Source organism: Cupriavidus oxalaticus, from assembly GCF_004768545.1.
Taxonomy (GTDB): Bacteria; Pseudomonadota; Gammaproteobacteria; order Burkholderiales; family Burkholderiaceae; genus Cupriavidus; species Cupriavidus oxalaticus_A.
This window is the reverse complement of the sequence record NZ_CP038635.1, coordinates 23,997-43,978: the sequence shown is the minus strand read 5'-3', so window position 1 is coordinate 43,978 and position 19,982 is coordinate 23,997. Positions and strand designations below refer to the sequence as shown.

Sequence of the window (19,982 nt, the reverse complement as noted above, 5' to 3'; positions counted from 1 at the left end):
GAACAAAAGAAAGACACAGACATTACGGGTACAACATGCCGCATCACACCCTGGATATCGAGATCGAACGCCTGGTATCGAAATCAACGCTGGAGTGCGAGCCACTGACTCCCGTCAGCGAAGTTGTCGCAAGAATGACGGCGCGCCGCTGCAGTTCGATCGTCGTGATGGACCAGGGGCGCGCTGTCGGCATCTGGACCGAACGCGATGCGCTGACACTCGGCGACGCGGCCGACGCGCTGTCCAGTCCGATCAGCGCGCTGATGAGCCATCCCGTGCAGTCCCTGCCCGGCCGCACGCGCCTTGGCGATGCGGTCGTCCATTTCAAGAACAAGGGTATCCGCCATTGCCTGGTGGTCGACGATGCCGGACACCCGCTCGGCATGCTCTCGCAGACCGATCTTGTCATGGGCCACGGTGCGGAATTCTTCCTGCGCACCAGGCCGATCGATTCGGTCAGATTGTCCCGGCCTGTCGTGCTGGCGCCCGACACCAGCCTGCCCGACGCGATGCACGCCATGCGCACCGGCGGGCTGAGCGCCATCATCGTCCGCTACCCCGCAGGCGAGTACGGCATCCTGACCGAACGCGATATTGTCCGCCTGGCAGCCGCCAATGCGCTGGGCGGCACGGTGGCCGAACACGCAGCGCGCCCCCTGCGCGCATTGCGGCGATCCCAAAGCCTCTACGCGGCTCGCCAGACGCTGATCGAACACCGCATACGCCATGTCGGCATATTTGACGACCAGCACCACGACCACGGCGAACTGGTGGGTGTGCTGAGCCTGGCCGACATCCTGAGCCATATCGAATACGAGTATGTGCACGAGCTGCAGCTGGCGCTGCGCGAGCGCGATGAAGCCCTGCTGCAATCCACCTATCACCTGAAGCTGGCAGACCGCGTGTTCGATGCCACGCTCGACGGCGTCATGGTGACGGACCGGAATGGTGTAATCGAGCGGGTGAATCCGGCCTTTACGCAACTGACCGGCTACTCCCGGGCCGATGCCATCGGCAAGACCCCGCGCATGCTGAACTCGGGAAAACAGGGCCCCGAGTTCTATCGGTCGCTGTGGCGCCAGCTACGCGAGCATGGCAGCTGGCAGGGCGAGATCTGGAATCGCCGCAAGAACGGTGAACTCTACCTGGAGTACCTGTCGATCTCTGGCATCCACAGCCCCGATGGCGACTGCACGCACTACGCCGCCATCTTTTCGGACATCACCCAGCGCCGGATGGACGAAGAGCGCCTGAACCACCTGGCGATGCACGACGCCCTCACGGCCCTGCCGAACCGTACCCTGTTCAGCGAGCGCCTGAAGCAGGCCATCGCCCGCGCCGAGCGTGCCGCCAGGCGGGTGGCCGTGATGTTCATCGACCTCGACCGCTTCAAGCTGATCAACGACACCATGGGGCACGGCGTGGGCGACCAGGCCCTCAAGGCCATCGCCCGGCGGCTCAGGGAATCCGTTCGCGAAAGCGACACGGTGGCGCGCCTGGCCGGGGACGAATTCACCGTGGTCATCGAGGACATCGAAGACATCCGCCACGTCGCGCAGATTGCCCAGGGATTGCTGAGCGCGGTCGGGCACCCCATCGACACCAACGGACAAACCGTGTTCGTGACACCGAGCATCGGCATCAGCATCTACCCCGACGACGGCACCGACCAGAAACAGCTGTTGATGCAGGCCGATCGCGCCATGTACGCGGCCAAGGACGAAGGCAAGAACGGATTCCGCTTCTTCTCCACGCAGATGACCTCATCCTCGATGGAGCGGATCACGCTCGAAAGCGAGCTGCGCAACGCCCTGGCGGCCGACGAATTCCGCCTGCACTACCAGCCGGTCTTCGACCTGCGCAGCGGGGCCATCGTCAGCGTGGAAGCGCTGCTGCGCTGGCAGCATCCGACGCGGGGTCTGCTGGCACCGGGCGCGTTTATCACCGCCGCCGAGGATTCGGCATTGATCATGCCGATCGGCGCCTGGGTACTGCGCGAAGCCTGCAGGCAGGCGCGCCGCTGGATCGAAGAGGGTTTCGCGTTCGGCCGGATCGCCGTCAACCTCTCCGCGCGGCAATGCCGCCACGAGCAGTTCCTGCATGACCTCACCACGATCCTGAGCGATGCCGGCTTGCCGCCGGGCAGGCTGCAGCTGGAACTGGTCGAGAGCATGGCCATGACCGGCAATGGGGTGACGGAAGCGCTGCTGGGCGAGCTCGCGCGGCGTGGGGTGAGCCTTGCTATTGATGATTTCGGGACGGGGTACTCGTCGTTCACGTATTTGCAGACGTTGCCGGTGGATACGCTGAAGGTGGACCGGTCGTTTCTTGCCGGTATCGATGGTCGGCGGCGTGACAGTGCGATCGTGCGGGCGATTGTTGCCATGGCGCGGTCGCTTGGGTTGGCGGTGGTGGCGGAGGGGGTGGAGAACGAGGAGCAGTTGCGGTTTCTGCGGGAGATTGGGTGTGATCGGGGGCAGGGGTTTTTGCTGGGGCGGCCTGTGGCGGCTGAGCGGTTGCAGCGTGCGGGCTTTGGGGCCTGACGTCGTTCGCTAGCCACCAGATGCATACTTGCTGCGGCCACGATTCTCAATGGCGATAGTGCCGTTCAGTTAGCGCTATCGTCGTTCCCGCGAAGGCGGGAACCCAGTGACTTGCCTTAGCGCCCTTTTGGGGGGCGCCAATCAGGCCGGAATGGCACATAGTTGCCATCATGCATGCCGGCCAGCCTTTGCACATTCGCCTGTCGCCGATACCCGCCCTCTCGCATTCGCGAGCGGAGCATGATCACGACGTGACGCTTTCGGCGCACGCTGGCCCGGCTCCACACGGGGAGCATGGGACTAGAGTGCGTGCTGCTTGTCGGGTTCGCTGACCTCGACTAGCCTGCTATCGATGTCGACTCTTCGCTGCGCTGCGATACCCATTTGATGCCAGAACGCTCGACCACCCGCTATGGCAAGGCGCTGCAGCGCCTGCGCGAGGTCTTTTCCCCGTTGAACCTGGCGGCGGCGGCATGGCTGATAGCAACATGGGCGTTCGCGGCGTTTCAGCTCGTGAGCGAGCGGGACCGCCTGATGCACGACGCCGAGAAGCGTACCCAGGCGCAGGCCCAGGCGTTCGGCGCGTACTCGAAATCCAGCATCCTGCGGCTGTCCGAGTTCCTCCTGGACCTGCGGGCCAGTTGGCTGGCCGGCCAGCCGGGGTTCATCGAGATGGTGCGTGAGCGGCAGAACCTGGTGGTGGACCTGTCGTTCCAGGTGTCGGTGATCGACAAGCATGGCCTGCTCCTCTACTCGTCCATTGCCTCGCCCACGCCCGGCGAGAAAGTCGACCTGAGCGGGCGCGAGCATTTCCGGGTCCATCAGAGCGCGGGCGGGCGCGACATGCTGTTCATCAGCGACCCGGTGAAGGGCAAGGTCTCGCGCAAATGGTCGATCCAGTTCACGCGCCCCATCCTGCGCGCGGGCAGCTTCGACGGGGTCATCGTGGTCTCGGTCAGTCCGGAGCAGTTCGCCAGCTTTGCGCAGACGTTCACTGACCGCGATGGCGAAGTGGCGTCGGTCATCAAGGCTTCCGGCCAGGTCCTTGCGCGCGTGCAGGCCCTGGAGGGCACGCTGGCCAGGACGGCCAGCAACAGGCCTTACCTCGCCAGCGGCTCGCCCCCGTCTGGTAGTTATCGGGCGGTGTCGGGCTCCGAAGGCGTGGAGCGGGTCTTCGGCTATTACCGATTGCCGGAGTTTGGCCTCAATTTTGTGGTGGGCGAGTCGGTCGGCCTGGTGCTGGCGCCCTACGAGGTCTATCGCCGCGTTGCCCTGGCTGGCGCCATGGCTTCCACGCTGCTGCTTGCCCTGCTGTACTACAGCCTGCGCCGCTCCATGGCGGAGCGACGGCGCCATATGGAGGAAATGCGGCTGGCTTCGCTGGTCTATTCGTCCAGCAGCGAGGCCATGGTGGTGACGTCGCTCGATGGCACCATCATCGACGTGAATCCGGCCTTTGCCGCTGCCACCGGCTATACAGCCGAGGAGATCAGGGGCCGCTCGGGCTATAGCGTCAGCGGGGCAGGCAATGCGGCAGGGCTGGTCGAACGCCTGCGGGCCACCGTGGCAGCCACGGGCAGATGGAGCGGCGAAATCTCGATCCGCTGCAAGGACGGCAGCGAGTTTCCCGCCTACCTGACCGTGGATACCTACCTGGCCCACGCGTATGGCGAACGCCGCCGCGTTGCGCTGATCCATGACATGACCGAGAAGCGCCAGGCGGAGGAAGTCATCCGGCACCAGGCGAATTTCGATGCGCTCACGGATCTGCCCAACCGCCGCATGTTCTTCGACCGGCTGAATCAGGAGATCGAGCGTTCGCGCGGCACGCAGGATGTGCTGGCGCTACTGTTCATCGACCTGGATCGCTTCAAGGAGGTGAACGATACCCTCGGCCACGACCAGGGCGACCAGTTGCTGCTGGAGGCGGCGCGGCGCATTGCGGCATCGGTGCGCGCGACAGATACCGTGGCGCGGCTGGCCGGCGACGAGTTCACCGTGATCCTGCCTGCGGTGGGCGATGCCGGCGTTGCCGGGGACATTGCCCAGGCGATCCTGGAGCGGATTGCCGCGCCTTACCGCCTGGGCGACGAGCTGGTGGTGGTGTCGGCCAGCATCGGCGTGGCGACCTGGCCCAGGGACGCCGGCAACGCCGAGGCCCTGCTGGTGTGCGCCGACCAGGCGATGTTTGCCGCCAAGGATGAGGGCCGCAATCGCTGGAAGGTCTTCACCCAGACGCTGCTGCAGGTGGAGAGGGAGCGCCTGCGCATCACCCAGGACCTGCGCACGGCGCTGGCGTCCGGGCAGTTCGCGCTGCACTACCAGCCCATTGTCGATCTGCGCACGGGCAAGGTCTGCAAGGCCGAGGCCCTGATCCGCTGGGACCATCCGGTGCGCGGGCCGATCCACCCGGCCGATTTCATTGCCGTTGCGGAGGAATCCGGCCTCATCATCGACATCGGCCGCTGGGTGCTGACCGAAGCGCTGGACCAGCTTGCGCGCTGGCAGGTGCTGCTGGGCAAGGGCTTCCAGATCTCGGTCAACAAGTCACCAGTGGAGTTCTGCGCGCCTGCGAGCGGGCCCGAGTCCTGGTCCAGCATGATCGAGCGCAGGAACGTGCCGGTGGGCAGCCTCGTCATCGAGATCACCGAGGGCTCGCTGATGGAGCAGAACGCCGATGTCATGGACCAGCTCTCCCGCTTCCAGGCGGCCGGCATCGAGATCGCGCTCGACGACTTCGGCACCGGCTACTCGTCCTTGTCGTACCTGCGGCGCCTGGACATTGACTACATCAAGATCGACCAGTCCTTCATCCGCTCGCTGACGCGGGGCCCGGACGACGTGGCCTTGTGCCGCGCCATCATCAGCATGGCGCATGCACTGCGCATCCGCGTGATTGCTGAGGGCGTCGAGACGGAGTCGCAGCGGGACATCCTGGTGGCTGCTGGCTGCGACTACGGGCAAGGCCATTTCTTTTGTCCGCCGGTGGAGGCCAGCGCGTTCGAGGCCTATGTAAGCGCAGTGACTTGAGGCGACGCCGGTACAAGCCACCAGCTTTAGCGCGGCGTTAAGGCCGTTTGTCAGGGTCTGGCTGGTGGCCTTTCGCCTGGCTCCATGAGTATTTCGCTGCGATCAGTGGATGGGTGTTGAAGGAGTATTGAATCCTATGTAGCTAGAAGCTGCTCTCAACGGAAGCCCAGTCATCCCTCCATCAACCAGGCGCGCCAACTCGAGGTCGAAGGGCAGCACCCAAAGACTAAGGTCAGCGCTGAACCGAAAGGCCGGCAATGGATGTTGAAATGCCTGGCGGCGAGGATATTCACCAGCGCCCGATGTCCTTTATGCGCGCGCAAGCAATATCAGATTCGCGAAGAGCAGCCTACATCGTTCGGTCCACTGGGTTGAGTAGGACCGATATGGGAAGTCCGGGACAAACTGGTGGGGAAGTTCCGTCAAGTCGAGATGGGAGGTTTGATTGCCGGCGATGCTGCATGCGCCTCTAGTAGCCGCACCCTCAATCTGACCGTACGCCGCGAGATGCGCGTGTTCTCACCAAGGACGCCGGTGGCGAAGGTGCTGCGCCGCCTCAACCTCAGCGCTGTACGTGGAAGAACTGCCGGACGCGACAAAAGACGTCACTGATGAACTGTTGGCAACAATGAACGAGTTCACTGACCTGCTCATCACACCGCCTATTGCGTGCTGAATGCCTGTCGGAAAGCCGCCGTTCAATCATTCAGGGTGCAAGTTCCCTAGTAGTTGGCGGGGAGGGGCTGACGTTCCGACATTCAGCTTCTATGAGTAGCGACAAGACGAGGGCAGTCGATTCCTCATTCAACACCGCCCACACGTAGGCCGGTCGCACTAACAGTCCCCGTCGCAAGCTGGGGTGCCAATTGCAATTACCCAGGCTCCCTGCGTCTGCAGCCTAATGTAGCAGGACTGATTGCGCGACAAACGACCCCTCGGTGCGATGCGCCTTCCAGGTCATTCTGGAATCGATTATTGACAGAAACTTTCACAATTACTGTCAATCCGCAACCACCATTTCCGAGGGCACGAGGGATCCCGGCAAATCTCCTGTACCGATTTTGGATCGAGGGAGCAGTCGACCGGTCTTAGCGTGAGCGAAAGCTCACAAAATATGATCCACCATGTAGCGCTAGCTGGCAAGTTGTCCGATCAAAGGCGGATTCCAGAGCCTCCTAGTAGGACTGCGCTATAGGTGCGCCATTGCGCACACAACTTCAATCTCCGGCCCACCCGCGGCGACAATCCCTGGCCTGCGCTTCCCCGGCTATTGCAGTGAACTCTGGTCGGAGAGTCTGGGAGAATCTCAAAGTAGCTTGCGCCGGATGATTGAAGTATCTGGCTAACTAATTGGGCTTGCCACGGCGAACGCTCGCGATGCCTGCCGTCCCCTCTCCGTTTGCCGCTGGCGGGGAGTGACGTATGAAAATCGTCAGGCAGTGCCAGGCGTGCGGACTGCCGTTCGAGGTTCGCCCCCAAACGCCTGGACAGCGCTTTTGCTCAGCGCCCAAGTGCCAGCGACGCCGGCGCCGCGAATGGCAGCGCCAACGCTTAGCGACCGACGCCGACTACCGCGAGAACCAAGCGCAGGCCCAACGCAAATGGGCTGCGGCGCACCCGGAGTATTGGCATGAGTACCGCGAGCTCCACCCTGCGTATGCCGTACGCAACCGAGAGCAACAAAGGCGACGGAACATGATGAATCACGTTGCAAAGATGGACGCGTGGAAACGGCTTACGGCCGTACGCTCAGGCATATACGCCCTGTCTCCAGCGCCACAAACGCTGATTGCAAAGATGGACCCGTGGATCGTCCGAATTACAGTCCTGGCGCGGCAGAGTGCGGAGCGAGTCATGATTGCAAAGAGATGACGTGTGCCGCCAGGCGTTTGAACCTGCTAAAAATGACGGTGTGCACGTCCCAACGATCGCCAACTTGGGGGCTGGCGGAGCATGGGCACGGCACTTTGGGCAGTGAGTCGAAATCATGCTGACAGTCCATCAACGCAATGGCGAAACGCCATCGAGCGCCGAAGTACAAGCGGCCGAGTATGTCCGCATGTCGACTGAGCATCAGCAGTACTCGACTGAGAATCAACGCGACAAGATCCGCGAATATGCTCAACGGCGTGGCCTTCGCATAGTCCGTACCTATGCCGACGAGGGAAAGAGCGGCTTACGCATAGACGGCAGGCAAGCGCTCCAAAATCTCATTCATGACGTCGAGTCTGGCACAGCAGATTTCCAGGTAATTTTGGTCTACGACGTGAGCCGGTGGGGCCGCTTTCAGGACGCCGACGAAAGCGCGTACTACGAGTACATCTGCCGGAGGGCTGGCTTACAGGTCGCCTATTGCGCTGAGCAGTTTGAGAACGACGGCTCTCCTGTCTCCACAATCGTCAAGGGTGTAAAGCGTGCAATGGCCGGCGAGTACAGTCGCGAACTCTCTTCAAAGGTATTCGCTGGACAATGCCGCCTCATTGAGATGGGTTTTCGCCAAGGTGGGCCCGCTGGATATGGGCTGCGGCGGGTACTTGTGGACCAGCACGGCGTCATGAAAGGGCCGCTGGCACGGGGCGAGCACAAGAGCATTCAGACTGACCGCGTGATCTTGATGCCTGGCCCGGAAAGTGAGGTACGCACTGTCAATCTCATGTACTCATGGTTCATCGATGAGTCACTGAATGAGCATGAAATCGCTGCACGCCTGAACGCGATGCGAATCGAGACAGAGCTCGGTCGTCCTTGGGGTCGATCTACAGTAAGGGAGGTTCTGACGAACGAAAAGTACATTGGCCACAACGTCTACAACCGCGTCTCGTTCAAGCTAAAGAAGATTCGGGTCACGAACACCCCCGATATGTGGATTCGGAAGGAGCATGCCTTTGAACCAATAGTCCCAAGCGACATCTTCTACACCGCTCAAGGCATTATGCGCGCAAGAGCTCGCCGCTACTCCGATAGCGAGCTTATCGACAGACTGCGTGCCCTTTACAAAAGCCGCGGCTATCTGTCTGGCCTAGTCATCGATGAAACGGAGGGCATGCCATCCACGTCAGTCTACGTTTATCACTTCGGAAGCCTCATCCGTGCTTATCAGACGGTTGGCTTCACGCCCGACCGTGATTACCGGTACGTAGAAACCAATCGCTTCCTACGCCACCTGCACCCGGAGATTGTCACGGAGACGGAGCGCAGAATAGCCGCACTTGGCGGCACCGTAGTCCGCGATCCAGCTACGGACTTGCTTATGCTCAATGGCGAGTTTGATGCCTCGATCGTCCTTGCTCGGTGCCAATCGCCCGCGACCGGCCATTACCGCTGGAAGGTACGATTCGACACTAGTCTAACTCCCGACATTACTGTCGCAGTCCGCCTCGGCCCAGAGAACAAGTCGATACTGGACTACTACCTGCTCCCGCGCCTCGATTTCTGCAGGCCACGTATCAATCTAGCCGAACGCAATCCAGCAGAACTTGAAAGCTACCGATTTGACAACCTTGACTACCTTTATGGCATGGCGACTCGCTCGAAGCTCAGGAGAGCAGCATGAGCGAAAAGCGTCAGCCAGCCGAGGTTCGCATGATTCCAATCGATCGAGTCGAAGTCCTGAATACGCGGGAACGCAATGGAAAGGTATTCGGCGAGATCGTTGAAAACATTAAAGCCATTGGCCTGAAGAAGCCGATCACCGTCACCCCGCGCATGGCGGCAGACGGCGGCGAGAAATACATGCTCGTCTGTGGTGAGGGGCGCCTGAAAGCTTTCCGGTCTCTCGGCGAAACGACTATTCCCGCCCTTGTCGTGCATGTTAGCGATGAGGATGCTTTTCTGATGAGCCTGACTGAGAACATCGCTCGCCGTCAATGTCGATCCCTGGAGTTGCTAGGGGGCATTCGCCAGCTACATGAGCGAGGCTACACACCAAAGGTCATCGCGGAAAAGACGGGGCTCACCCAACAGTACATTCAGGGCATCCTGACACTACTGCAGCAGGGCGAGGAGCGCTTGCTTGTCGCCGTCGAAAAAGGAAGCATTCCATTGAACGCTGCGCTAGCCATTGTAGGTGCTGGCGATGACGACAAGGCGATTCAAGCTGCCCTCCAGGAAGCCTACGAGTCGGGCAAGCTGAGGGGCAAGCAACTCATGGATGCTCGTAGAATCATTGAGCGTCGCCAGACGCTCGGCAGGAAAAGTTCCCGCAGAATGCCGCGGCACGCAAGCGACGTCTCCTCGTCCAGTCTCATACGCACATATCAGAATGAGGTGGAGCGTCAAAAGTCCATGGTCCGCAAGGCTGAGTTCGCGCAACAACGGCTGATGTTCGTGGTGGGAGCCCTACGACAGCTATTCGTCGATGAAAACCTTATCAATCTTCTGCGCGCCGAAGATCTAGCAACGCTTCCAAAGTACCTATCAGAACGCGTGTGGCCCGGAGGTGCATTGAGATGAGCGGCGTTACGCTGGGCTTCATTCCTGAGCCATTGAGCGTTCCGGTGGCTTGCATTCTGCCATCTCGGCGCGCTCCGGAAGGCATTGCCACCTCGAGAAAGTTCAACCAGATCAAGTCCTCGATAGAGGAAATCGGACTGATAGAGCCTCTCTCAGTCACGCCGGCCGACCAGCAGTCTGGTCAACATGTACTACTGGATGGCCACATCCGACTGATCGCCCTTCGGGAGCTAGGTTTCGTCGAGGCGTCTTGCCTTGTTGCCACCGACGATGAGAGCTTTACATACAACAATCGCATCAATCGCCTGTCGACAATTCAAGAGCACCTCATGCTGAGACGAGCGATAGATCGCGGCGTTTCCCCGGAGCGGCTGGCAAAGGCACTCAGCGTCGATATAACCCACATCCAGAAGAAGGCCAATCTCTTGAATGGAATCTGCCCAGAGGCGACGGACCTGCTTAAGGATCGTCAGTTTTCCCCAGAGCTCGTCCGCGCTATCAGGAAGATGAAGCCAACCCGGCAAGTCGAGTGCGTCGAGCTGATGGCTTCAGCTAACAATCTCACTATCGCGTATGCCGAGGCGTTGCTTGTCGCAACACCAACCAGCCTACTGGTTGATGGCAAAAAGCCACGAAAGCTCACCGGCGTCACGCAGGAGCAAATGGGGAAGATGGAGCGGGAGATGACAAACCTGCAGGGACAATACAAACTCGTTGAGCAGACCTATGGTCAAGATATCTTGAACCTTGTCCTGGCGAAGGGCTATCTGGCGAAGCTACTCGAGAATGAGTCGGTGTCTGCTTTCCTTCGCCAGCGACATCCAGATCTACTCGCAGAGTTCGAGTTAATTGTGCAAACCGTCTCACTGGACCAATAACTCCGCCGGAACTCGCAACAGCGAGTCCGACTTTACGGTTGAGCGATATCGAATCGATTCCCGACGTTGTGTCGCCCGAGCAATACTACTTACTGCGACACGGCGGCAGCGACAATTCAAGCACACTGTGGGACGGGTAGACGAATCACATCCTCAGGGCTAGAATAAGAACCGGGTGCCCACCTTACTTGCACACGAGTAAAAACAGGCGTTATTTCCGTCATTGCAAACCTCTCTTTGAGCCTCGTCGTCGGGGACTTAAACGTGTGCGCCTGACCCGAATTCGGCGTGGCGTTTGAGGAAAGGTTCACGATGACGACCAAGGAACTCGCATACATAGCGCAGCAGCATCTCCAGGCTCACACCGGCACGCAATTCAAACGTGCCCACATCTACGAGCTGCTGGCCGCAGCCTTCGGCTTCAACTCCTACGCAGCCCTCTGTGCAGAAGCTGTTTTCACCAAGCAGTCGGTATCAAGTCGCCGTGCAGCCGATTTTGGCGAGCACGTCAGGATCCGTTGCCTAGAGATCGGCTACCAGATCGATCTCGCTAAAAAGGTCGCCGGAGTGTTACCGGCATTGATGACTGAGCACAAATTCGGGCTTGTCACGATCCATGACTTGATCGCCTATCTGCGCGAGGAGTCAGGGCACGGTTTGTGGCCTGACCAAAATGAGCGGGGTGATCGGAACCAGGTTAGGTGGTGGTCCTCTTCTGACGAATTGGTCTCACCCCTCATGCTCGACGGGCTCAATGCTGCGGCGAGCAGAGGCCATGCCGCCGCTCACTACGCATTGGCATTGATCCACGCTTCAACGGAAGACGAATTCGATGCGCCGGGAGTCGGTAGTGATTACTGGTACATGCAAGCACAAAACGGACGCGCTCTGACCGGCGTGGAACAGGAGTGGGCCGACGCTCATGCGGCTCGTCTGGCACAGGATGAAAGATTCTCTCTGCACCTTCGAGAGGCTGCGAAGCTGGGACACCGAGAGGCACTCTTGGAACTTGCCCATCGCTTTGACGACCCGGCATTCTTTGAGCAGGCGACCGACTCGGTGAACGCCGATCCCTCTTGGGTTGCTGACATCGCCGAGCGCATAGGGAGACCAGAGGATGCCAGGAAGTGGCTGACGGAGGCCGCAAAGCGTGGAGATACGGATGCCATGCGCCAATTGATAGAGCACTACGACAGCGAAGACCGACACCAATGCTGGACATGGGTGCACCTCGCAAAGCTGTTTGGTGTCGATTTGACCAAGGACGATTATGCCGCCATTCATGAGGACGGATCGCCCTACGACGACGACGTTGGCGGCCCGCTATTTTTGTCTGGGCAGGATGGCGTCAAACTGGAGCCAATGAGCGAAGCCCAACATGCCACTGCTCGACGCGCCGCACATGAATTCTTCGAAGGTGTTCGGCAGTTGACGAAATAACTGAATTTCAGTCTTCAAGCTTGAATGCGCAACCGAGGGCTGTACTCCTGCAGCCTTCGGTCGTTGCCCCTCTTGCGCGTTACGGGTGCGCCCAAATCCCAATGCCTTATCCAGCAAGCGCAGACCCCGCCTGCGGATCTCCTCATCATCCCATTTCGTCACGATTACGTGCGGAAAATTGGTGTTGAGCACTAGCAAGCTTTCCAAGAACTTTGTGCGTTTGCCTGCTACCCGCTTGTCGCCCTCGTCCCAGGTCCTCTGATGGCTTCCGCGTCTTAAATGCTCGCATTGATCTCAGCCAGCAAGTCCACTAGGTCCTGCGACACCTGGCGATAACAGACCACGGCAACATCCAGGGGATGATGGTGCACCCCAAGCAATGCACGCCGCATTGCTTGAACGATCCAATGGGTTTTGTTGCCAAAAGCACCTCCCCCTACCATGGTCAGATAGACCCTCGGGTTGCCAGTGTGTCGGTGGTTGAGCACTGCAGCCAACAAGGTCGCTTCATACGTGGCTTCGAGCACCAGGGATGCAAATGGCGCCCAATCCGAACGCGGCGCGCAGTTATAGGCCACGGGCAGTGCCGAGCAGAACGCTTGCGTCACGCGTTGCCGAGGTGGGGAATTATCCGCAGTGACTTCAGTATTGCTTTGCAAACCAATACGCAACTGTTTGCGCAACTCATCGCGCCCGGCCTCGCAGAGGCCTTGAATATGCTGGCCGATCGCCCGAACGGCTTCAGCCTGGAGCATCGCATAGCCGTTCTGCATTCGAATACCTGGGATGTTTATGGCGCGATCCAGGTCCCTTAAGGTATTGATCTGACGCGTCTGAGTCTGTCCGCTCTGGCCATTCACGGGCACCAGGTAATTGCGAAATACCGTGGCAGGCGCACAAGCTCTGGCACAGGCTGGGCCCTGGGTATGATCATACTGATAATCGGTGACGCCATGTTCCGGCGTAGTGCTGGGGCCCGGCATCTCCAGCAGATTGAACTGACTGGCCACCTGGATCAGTGCCCCATGGGCTTCGGGGCTGGTATGGAGTTCATAAGCGTCGGCACTGATGGTGCGCAGTGTCAAACGCGTTTCGGTTGGCGGCGTAAGTGCGTCAACTTGCGTTCGCAGTTCACGCACGCTGGGCGTGGTCAGTGTACCTACTTGAAAACTTCTTGGTGGCTCTGTATCGGCATGGAGCATGTCAGACTCTATGCGAAACCGCTTTTGCGTTTCCGCATAGCCCATCTCCGCAAAACCGAAAATCTGTTTGAACCAGGTCATGCCTATACCTCAGTCTGAACGCTCCATCCACGCCGTCGCGGACACGTTTCGATCTTCCTCCAATTGGTTAGCCTAATTGCCTTCGTCAGCTCAATGTTTCATTACACTGGGCATTGACTCGACAAATGTAGTCTGCCCCCCGAACTCCTTCTGCAGCAGCCCGTCGATTCCATCGACGACAGTACAGAAATGTTCGAGGGCCCGGGACAACTGTTCTTTCACAAATGGTGCTACGGAGATGTAGGCGATGCAGTAGATCTTCCCTTTTTTGAAAATGAAGCGAAGCAGCGGCTCCTCGGCATTCATGTCGTTCAGTCGCGCTAAAAGGCCAGGCTCTTCCTCGACATCTCTCAGGATCGGCGAGTGAATGCAGACGTATGGTGGGTCACCCATCAGTCGAACGAAGGCGACGGCGCTACCGGAGCGAAATTCGAGATCACCATCACTGTCGAACGTCAGCTCGCTGATACCAGTTATCTCCCTCACCATATCTTGCAGTTTCATTGACAGACCTTCGCGATTATCGACGGGTCGTGCGCGCACTGCTCGCCTCAGTCCCAAGTCCGGCAACTCAATCGCCTCCCCGTCTTCGCCAAAGGCATCGTATTCCAGAAATCCAGGATGAGGCACCAGCAGAATTTCAGCTAGGGTACGTACCGCCAGATTCGCGACCGCGTCAAAGGAAACGGGTGCCGAAAAGTCCAGAAAAAAATTTGGAGACCCGTCTGGGTCGTCGGCAGGCGTGGACTCGGCAGGGGTTCCGGTCGGGGCATGCCAACCCGCGTTGAGCAAGGCGGCAATCTGCCGCGCATTAAGTTGTTCCGGCTCAACCAGATAGCTGCTACTCGTCGTTTCAGCCCGCATTCCAAATGACCCTTGCGCGGCGAACTGGACGTACTGATTGGACCGCTTCACAGACAAGATCAGGTACTGGTCTTCCTTGAGTTTTTGAAGGACTCCTGCGAGCTTCCGCGCGAAGGGAGGCCATGCCACGGAGACGCGGCGCGATGGCGGTAGTTTGCCTTCCGTAAATGTTCTTTTCATCGGATCTCCATTCAAGTTGAGCCTCTGTAGTTCAAGTTCATTTAGGAGTGGAACATTCCTTGGTGCCGCCGACACGGGCTTCCGGCATGCGTGCTAGGAACGCGTCGAGGATCGCATACGAGACCCGGTCCTCAAATTTTTCGCAAAAGCAGGCGGAAACGGATTCTGTCGTGAACAGATTGGTGCGCACCTCGCTAGTCTTCCTTGGTTTGCTGGCTGCAGTCGCCCACAAGTTGAAGCCAGTGCCGGTGATACTTCTTCAACCGCTCAATGTCCACGTCACGCAGTGACGACAGGCGCAGGAGGTTCAGGTTGTCTTCCAGATCCATTTGCTTCACGCGCCGCGCAATCGGGTTCCCGGCAGCCCGCTGGATGAACGCGTCGTAATCCTCTCCTTTCCGCTTTGTGAGCGCCTCGATGGCAGAGATGACGTCGGCGGAGAAACCCTCGCGACGCAGGCGCTCAACCGACCAGCCTGGAACATCCTCAATGACGTCGTGCAGCAGCGCGGCAATGCGTGCTTCATCGGTGTCCAGCCTCATCATCATGCGGATCGGGTGCATGGCGTAGGGCGCGCCGGCCTTATCGAGCTGATTGGCATGGACGCGGGCCGAAATCGCCAGCGCATGAGCGAATCCACCGCCCTCAGCAAGCAGTTCCAGTTCGGCGACCGCGTCCTCCAACTCCTCAATCAGGGCTTCGAATTGGAGCGTCACTCCTGCCCGCCTGAGGGCCCTGACGAATTCTCGGTAGAACCACAACTGGTCCTCCCGGCCGGCGTTGAATCGATCCCATACGGAATCGCCTTTCTGGCGCAGATCGCGAATCAACGAGCGGGCGTTGTGCAGCTTATCGGCGGCACTCACCAGCCGAACGGACGCGGATGCGTGCGCGAGGTGGTCGAGGTAGCGTTGCTTGCGCACTTTCCAGTCTTCCTTCTGGCCTTCATCCGCCGCGAGGCTATCCGAACAGCCTTCCACAATTTGCGCAACCTCTTCGCCGCAAGCTTCTTGGATTCGCGCCAGCGTGGGCCTCCCACCCTGGTCCTCCACCGCGTCATGTAGCAGCGCAGCGGTGGCTTCGATCTCGTCTCCACCATGCTCCAGGACCGTGCCCGCCACCACCATCAGGTGGCCGAAGTAGGGGATATCCGAGCTTTTCCTTACCTGCCGGCGGTGCAGGCCCTCGGCAAGGGCAAGACCCGCTCGGAATCGCTCGTTAAGCATCGTGTTGTCTGTCGCGTTCGGCATCTTGATCTCCTTGTTGTGTCGTGATCGGCGACCGGCTCTTCCAGACTCTTGGACATTCGCAACGTGAGCCACTGGTCATCGTAGTATTTGTATCTCTCATCTAAACGCGCACCGAAGCATTAGTCCTCCTCCCGGAGGAAAGGAAAGACCACCTCCGTGTGACCCGTGCCGCCATGTAGCATCAGCCGGCGACGACTCGCAACCAATTCTGAGGTAGTTGGCACCTCACTTCCGCCCGCAACGCTATTGGCACATGTTCGCAGCCCCGCATCGGTCAACCGCAGCAGCGCTACTTGACCAACCTTTCTGCTGATGCAGAGCCACTCCTTGTCGTTGAGCCAGTAACTGACAGCACGCGGACTCATGAGTTTGTTGAGAACATCCCGCCGCATCTCCATGGTCGTCAGTTCATCAGTGTTTCCTTGCGCGAGATGAAAGGCTGCGATAGTACGTGCACGACCCTGCTCGGTAAGGGGGTTCTCATACTGACGAGGTGCGAAGAAGCTAAGCATATTGAGCATGGTCTAGAGGCGTGAACCTTATAAAAATATTGGCAGACAAGCTCGGCGGAAGGGTGTAGCGCGCATCTTTGCCGATTTGCCCTAGCTTACTTTCAGTTTGCCGCAATGCCATCTGCAACTGCAGCAAGGGTCGGCGGCGTGAGCGGCCGCATGAGGTTCTAATCCACATTGGCGACATGGCCACGCGGGTCGAAGAGGATGCCCCGGAATGCAGCCCATCGCTGTTGGTGCCTGCAAATTGACCACATACATAGCTCGAATTTCCACGTGTGTGCCTCGTAAAGTTCGCGCCCAGAGCGGACAGCGAAATTACATCTCAATTATTCGGCAGTCGTGCTCTCGTTAGAATCAGTCAAATGGCGGAGTTCGCGAGGGAAATCGTTCGCAAAAGCATCAAGCGTGTCGGGGTCGTCCTCAGCCGTGACTGATGGAAGGCCAGCCCGTTCAATGACCTGGGCGCCCGGTTCAATTTCCCAGACGACTTCCAGTTCCTCGCCGAGGACATTCGGCTCGCACGGCAATAGGGCGCTACGCGCGAGCCGCTCAGCCAGACTCTCCCTTCCCCTTCAAGAAATCCACGAACGCCCGCAAAGGCGCCGGCAAATGCCGCCGCCCCGGATAGTAAAGAGACGGCCCCGAAAAGCACTGCCACCACGGCTCAAGGATCGGCTCCAGTTCTCCGCTGTCGAGATACGGCCTCAGCTTGCCCTCGAAGATGTGGATAACGCCAACCCCCGCCAGCGCGGTGCTGAGCGCAAGATCAAAGGCCCCAGCGGGCCGGATCAGCAGACGGATGGGCGGGTCCAGCCTCAGCTCCTCGCCGTCGCGCTCGAAGGTCCACGGTGGCATCGCGCCGCTGGCAAACTGGCCGCGCAGGCAGATGTGGGAGAGCAGTTCGCGCGGGTGCTCCGGCCGGCCGTGCCTGTCGAGATAGCCAGGCGTTGCCGCCGTCGCGAAGCGTTGCACGCGCGGCCCGATCGGTATGGCGACCATGTCCTGCTCAAGCCGCTCTTCGTAGCGGATGCCTGCGTCACAGCCAATGGCCAGCACGTCGACGAAGCCATCCTCGACCACCACCTCTACGCGGATGTCGGGGTAGGCCTCCAGGAACGGCGGGATGATGGCGGGCAGCACCGTCCACGCGGCGCTAGATGGCACGTTCAGCTTGAGCGTGCCTGCTGGCTTGTCGCGGAATGCGTTCAGGACGTCCAGTGCCGATTCCATCTCGCTGAACAGGGGCGTGATCCGCTCGAGCAGGCGCAGCCCCGCTTCGGTCGGAGCGACGCTGCGTGTAGTGCGGTTGAGCAGGCGCAGGCCCAGCTTCGACTCCAGGCGGCGCACGGCGATGCTGAGGCTGGACGCCGAGACGCCGCTGATGCGCGCCGCATCCCGAAAACCCCCGGCGCGGGCCACCGACACGAACGCGGCAAGATCGTTGAATTCCATGCCAGTGTTAGTGTTTAATTTTTGAAACAGCTCATTCAATCTAGGCCGGATTATCAAACACTGCAATGCCAAACATACTGGCGCCACCTGTTCAGCCAAACCGAATCAAGGAGAGCGTCATGCCCCAATCCCATCGCCCCGCCACCACCTATACGCTTGCCGGCCGCACCTTGAACCGCATGGGCTACGGCGCCATGCAACTAGCCGGACCCGGCGTGTTCGGACCGCCGAAGGACCGAGACGCCGCGATCGCCGTGCTGCGCGAAGCCGTCTCGTCAGGTGTCAACCACATCGATACGAGTGACTACTACGGCCCGCACATTACCAACCAGCTCATCCGCGAAGCTCTCCATCCTTACCCGGATGACCTGGTGATCGTCACCAAGGTAGGCGCGCGGCGCGGTGAAGACGCCTCTTGGCTGCCGGCTCTGGAGCCGGGGTCCATCCGGCAAGGGGTCCATGACAACCTGCGCAACCTTGGCGTGGAGGTGCTGGATGTCGTCAACCTGCGGATCATGGGGGACATCCATGCGCCGACTGAGGCCTCGATCGAAAGGGAGGTCACCGCGCTGGCCGAGTTGCAAAGGCAGGGGCTGGTTCGCCACATCGGGCTGAGCAACGTGACGTCGCCGCAGGTGGCGCAGGCGCGCAAGATTGCGCCGATTGTCTGTGTGCAGAACCAGTACAACCTCGTGCAGCGTGGGGATGATGCGCTGGTGGATGAACTGGCGGAGCAGGGGATTGCGTACGTGCCGTTCTTTCCGCTGGGCGGGTTCACGCCGATTCAGTCGGCGGGGTTGTTCAGGGTGGCTGAGGCGATTGGCGCTACGCCGATGCAGGTGGCACTGGCGTGGCTGCTCCATCGGGCGCCGAATGTGTTGCTGATTCCGGGGACTTCGTCGGTGCAGCATTTGCGGGAGAACCTGAAGGCCGGGCAGATCACGCTGTCGGAAGCGGTGCTTGCAGAGCTGGATGCGTTGGGTCGAACCTGATAATTGAAAACAGCCTCTGAGCAGGCTCCACCGCCTGTCACGACAGGACTCCATCACGCACGGTATGCTTCACGCCAACGAGTTCAACGCATCGGACGATGTTGGCAAGAACCACAACGCATGACATGAACGCCGACGCCCTGTGGCGGCGCATCGGCCTGGCATTGGCGGGCGCCTTGCTGCTGGGTGATGCCATCGCGCTGATGCTGACGGGGCTGATCAACTTCGGCGTGACGCTGCCCGGCGCGATCGGCGCGGCATGCCTTGCGCTGGCATGGCGCTGGGATGCCGTGGCGCAATGGCGTGCGGCCAGCGCGCGGCGTCGATGGATCTGGCGGGCAGGGTGGACGGCATTCGCGGTATGGCTGGCGACGGTGGCAGTGTTCTTCCACTTCATCCACCGCAGCATTGCCGAATCTGCGGAGAAGGCAACGGCGGCGAGGACCATCGTCATCCTTGGCTCCGGCACCCCGCATTGCGCTGCGTCGCCGACGCTGGTGGCCCGGCTGGACGCAGGCATGGCACTGGCACGGCAATGGCCTGCGGCGTGGGTGGTGGTGAGCGGGGGGCGGGACTTCTTACGGCAATGCCGCGAGGCGGACATCATGGCGGACTACCTGATCGCGCATGGGCTGACGGCCGACCGCCTGATCCGGGAGAACCGGAGTACCAGCACGGAGGAAAACCTGCGCTTCAGCCGCCGGTTGCTGGAGCAGCGGGGCTTGATTGCTGCGGAACCGTTGGTGCTGGTGACAAGTGATTTTCATCTGATGCGGGCTGAGCGGATTGCGCGGAAGGCGGGGTTCGGGTCAGTAGTTGGGGTGGCGGCACCTACCCCACTTTATCTGCGCTACAACGCGTGGTTAAGGGAATATTTCGCGTTTATCAGCGGGTGGGTGCTGGGAGAGATCTGAGGCTCGGAGCATCACATAGGGACGCTGAAATTGTGGCGCCGCTGGACGTCATACAGGGCATCGGACTGCGTCGCGTCGGTGGCGTGAACGAAGCCCTCCTCGTCGCCCACAACTCGCTGTAGAACACCGTAAGTAGCTGATCGCGCCGATCCAGCAATCTGGCGTTGCCGTTAGTGCACCGCTGCGACT

The 19,982-nt window shown here is 60.1% G+C and carries 13 protein-coding genes; 8 read left to right on the top strand and 5 right to left on the bottom strand.

Annotation, left to right across the window (positions count from 1 at the left end):
* Positions 1 to 35: 35 nt before the first annotated feature.
* The 6 genes from E0W60_RS10955 (at position 36) to E0W60_RS10925 (ending at position 12,343) form a co-directional block, all read left to right on the top strand.
* On the top strand, positions 36 to 2,543 hold the full coding sequence (locus E0W60_RS10955) for an EAL domain-containing protein (RefSeq protein ID WP_135704065.1): 2,508 nt from the start codon (positions 36 to 38) through the stop codon (positions 2,541 to 2,543).
* A 387-nt stretch (positions 2,544 to 2,930) separates the two neighbouring features.
* The gene (locus E0W60_RS10950; protein WP_135704064.1) at positions 2,931 to 5,573 is read left to right on the top strand and encodes a bifunctional diguanylate cyclase/phosphodiesterase; all 2,643 of its coding nucleotides are present in this window, start codon (positions 2,931 to 2,933) and stop codon (positions 5,571 to 5,573) included.
* A 1,987-nt stretch (positions 5,574 to 7,560) separates the two neighbouring features.
* Positions 7,561 to 9,126 carry a recombinase family protein gene (locus E0W60_RS10940; RefSeq protein WP_135704062.1) on the top strand — a complete coding sequence of 522 codons (1,566 nt, stop codon included), beginning with the start codon at positions 7,561 to 7,563 and terminating at the stop codon, positions 9,124 to 9,126.
* Entirely contained in the window at positions 9,123 to 10,025 is a 903-nt protein-coding gene (locus E0W60_RS10935; RefSeq protein WP_135704061.1) for a ParB/RepB/Spo0J family partition protein, read from the top strand. The genes E0W60_RS10940 and E0W60_RS10935 overlap by 4 nt, the downstream gene beginning before the upstream one ends.
* Positions 10,022 to 10,903, top strand: a complete 882-nt coding sequence (locus E0W60_RS10930; RefSeq protein ID WP_135704060.1) for a plasmid partitioning protein RepB C-terminal domain-containing protein — start codon at positions 10,022 to 10,024, stop codon at positions 10,901 to 10,903. Before E0W60_RS10935 ends, E0W60_RS10930 begins: the two co-directional genes overlap by 4 nt.
* 312 nt (positions 10,904 to 11,215) lie before the next feature.
* Positions 11,216 to 12,343, top strand: coding sequence for a hypothetical protein (locus tag E0W60_RS10925; RefSeq protein ID WP_135704059.1), 1,128 nt, complete (start codon positions 11,216 to 11,218; stop codon positions 12,341 to 12,343).
* 275 nt (positions 12,344 to 12,618) lie between these two features.
* Here E0W60_RS10925 and E0W60_RS10920 read toward each other — a convergent pair whose 3' ends face one another.
* The 5 genes from E0W60_RS10920 to E0W60_RS10895 all read right to left on the bottom strand — a co-directional run bounded on the left by E0W60_RS10920 (position 12,619) and on the right by E0W60_RS10895 (position 17,887).
* A complete protein-coding gene (locus tag E0W60_RS10920) occupies positions 12,619 to 13,626 on the bottom strand; it encodes a hypothetical protein (RefSeq protein ID WP_135704058.1) in 1,008 nt (335 codons plus the stop codon).
* A 90-nt stretch (positions 13,627 to 13,716) separates the two neighbouring features.
* Positions 13,717 to 14,670, bottom strand: a complete 954-nt coding sequence (locus tag E0W60_RS10915; protein ID WP_135704057.1) for a T3SS (YopN, CesT) and YbjN peptide-binding chaperone 1 — start codon at positions 14,668 to 14,670, stop codon at positions 13,717 to 13,719.
* Positions 14,671 to 14,864: 194 nt separating this feature from the next.
* The gene (locus tag E0W60_RS37340) at positions 14,865 to 15,920 is read right to left on the bottom strand and encodes an HD domain-containing protein (RefSeq protein ID WP_205751644.1); all 1,056 of its coding nucleotides are present in this window, start codon (positions 15,918 to 15,920) and stop codon (positions 14,865 to 14,867) included.
* Between the two features lie 119 nt (positions 15,921 to 16,039).
* Positions 16,040 to 16,441 carry a hypothetical protein gene (locus E0W60_RS10900; RefSeq protein ID WP_135704055.1) on the bottom strand — a complete coding sequence of 134 codons (402 nt, stop codon included), beginning with the start codon at positions 16,439 to 16,441 and terminating at the stop codon, positions 16,040 to 16,042.
* A 543-nt stretch (positions 16,442 to 16,984) separates the two neighbouring features.
* Positions 16,985 to 17,887 carry a LysR family transcriptional regulator gene (locus E0W60_RS10895; protein ID WP_135704054.1) on the bottom strand — a complete coding sequence of 301 codons (903 nt, stop codon included), beginning with the start codon at positions 17,885 to 17,887 and terminating at the stop codon, positions 16,985 to 16,987.
* Between the two features lie 119 nt (positions 17,888 to 18,006).
* On the opposite strand from E0W60_RS10895, the gene E0W60_RS10890 reads away from it, so the two are divergent.
* Positions 18,007 to 18,879 carry an aldo/keto reductase family oxidoreductase gene (locus tag E0W60_RS10890; protein WP_135704053.1) on the top strand — a complete coding sequence of 291 codons (873 nt, stop codon included), beginning with the start codon at positions 18,007 to 18,009 and terminating at the stop codon, positions 18,877 to 18,879.
* A gap of 125 nt (positions 18,880 to 19,004) precedes the next feature.
* Positions 19,005 to 19,793 carry a YdcF family protein gene (locus E0W60_RS10885; RefSeq protein ID WP_135704052.1) on the top strand — a complete coding sequence of 263 codons (789 nt, stop codon included), beginning with the start codon at positions 19,005 to 19,007 and terminating at the stop codon, positions 19,791 to 19,793.
* Positions 19,794 to 19,982 lie beyond the last annotated feature (189 nt).

What these genes read in the sequence shown, in the direction of transcription:
- E0W60_RS10955 (WP_135704065.1), top strand. Translation starts at nt 36, where the DNA reads ATGCCGCATCACACCCTGGATATCGAGATCGAACGCCTGGTATCGAAA.
- E0W60_RS10950 (WP_135704064.1), top strand. Translation starts at nt 2,931, where the DNA reads ATGCCAGAACGCTCGACCACCCGCTATGGCAAGGCGCTGCAGCGCCTG.
- E0W60_RS10940 (WP_135704062.1), top strand. Translation starts at nt 7,561, where the DNA reads ATGCTGACAGTCCATCAACGCAATGGCGAAACGCCATCGAGCGCCGAA.
- E0W60_RS10935 (WP_135704061.1), top strand. Translation starts at nt 9,123, where the DNA reads ATGAGCGAAAAGCGTCAGCCAGCCGAGGTTCGCATGATTCCAATCGAT.
- E0W60_RS10930 (WP_135704060.1), top strand. Translation starts at nt 10,022, where the DNA reads ATGAGCGGCGTTACGCTGGGCTTCATTCCTGAGCCATTGAGCGTTCCG.
- E0W60_RS10925 (WP_135704059.1), top strand. Translation starts at nt 11,216, where the DNA reads ATGACGACCAAGGAACTCGCATACATAGCGCAGCAGCATCTCCAGGCT.
- E0W60_RS10920 (WP_135704058.1), bottom strand. Translation starts at nt 13,626, where the DNA reads ATGACCTGGTTCAAACAGATTTTCGGTTTTGCGGAGATGGGCTATGCG.
- E0W60_RS10915 (WP_135704057.1), bottom strand. Translation starts at nt 14,670, where the DNA reads ATGAAAAGAACATTTACGGAAGGCAAACTACCGCCATCGCGCCGCGTC.
- E0W60_RS37340 (WP_205751644.1), bottom strand. Translation starts at nt 15,920, where the DNA reads ATGCCGAACGCGACAGACAACACGATGCTTAACGAGCGATTCCGAGCG.
- E0W60_RS10900 (WP_135704055.1), bottom strand. Translation starts at nt 16,441, where the DNA reads ATGCTCAATATGCTTAGCTTCTTCGCACCTCGTCAGTATGAGAACCCC.
- E0W60_RS10895 (WP_135704054.1), bottom strand. Translation starts at nt 17,887, where the DNA reads ATGGAATTCAACGATCTTGCCGCGTTCGTGTCGGTGGCCCGCGCCGGG.
- E0W60_RS10890 (WP_135704053.1), top strand. Translation starts at nt 18,007, where the DNA reads ATGCCCCAATCCCATCGCCCCGCCACCACCTATACGCTTGCCGGCCGC.
- E0W60_RS10885 (WP_135704052.1), top strand. Translation starts at nt 19,005, where the DNA reads ATGAACGCCGACGCCCTGTGGCGGCGCATCGGCCTGGCATTGGCGGGC.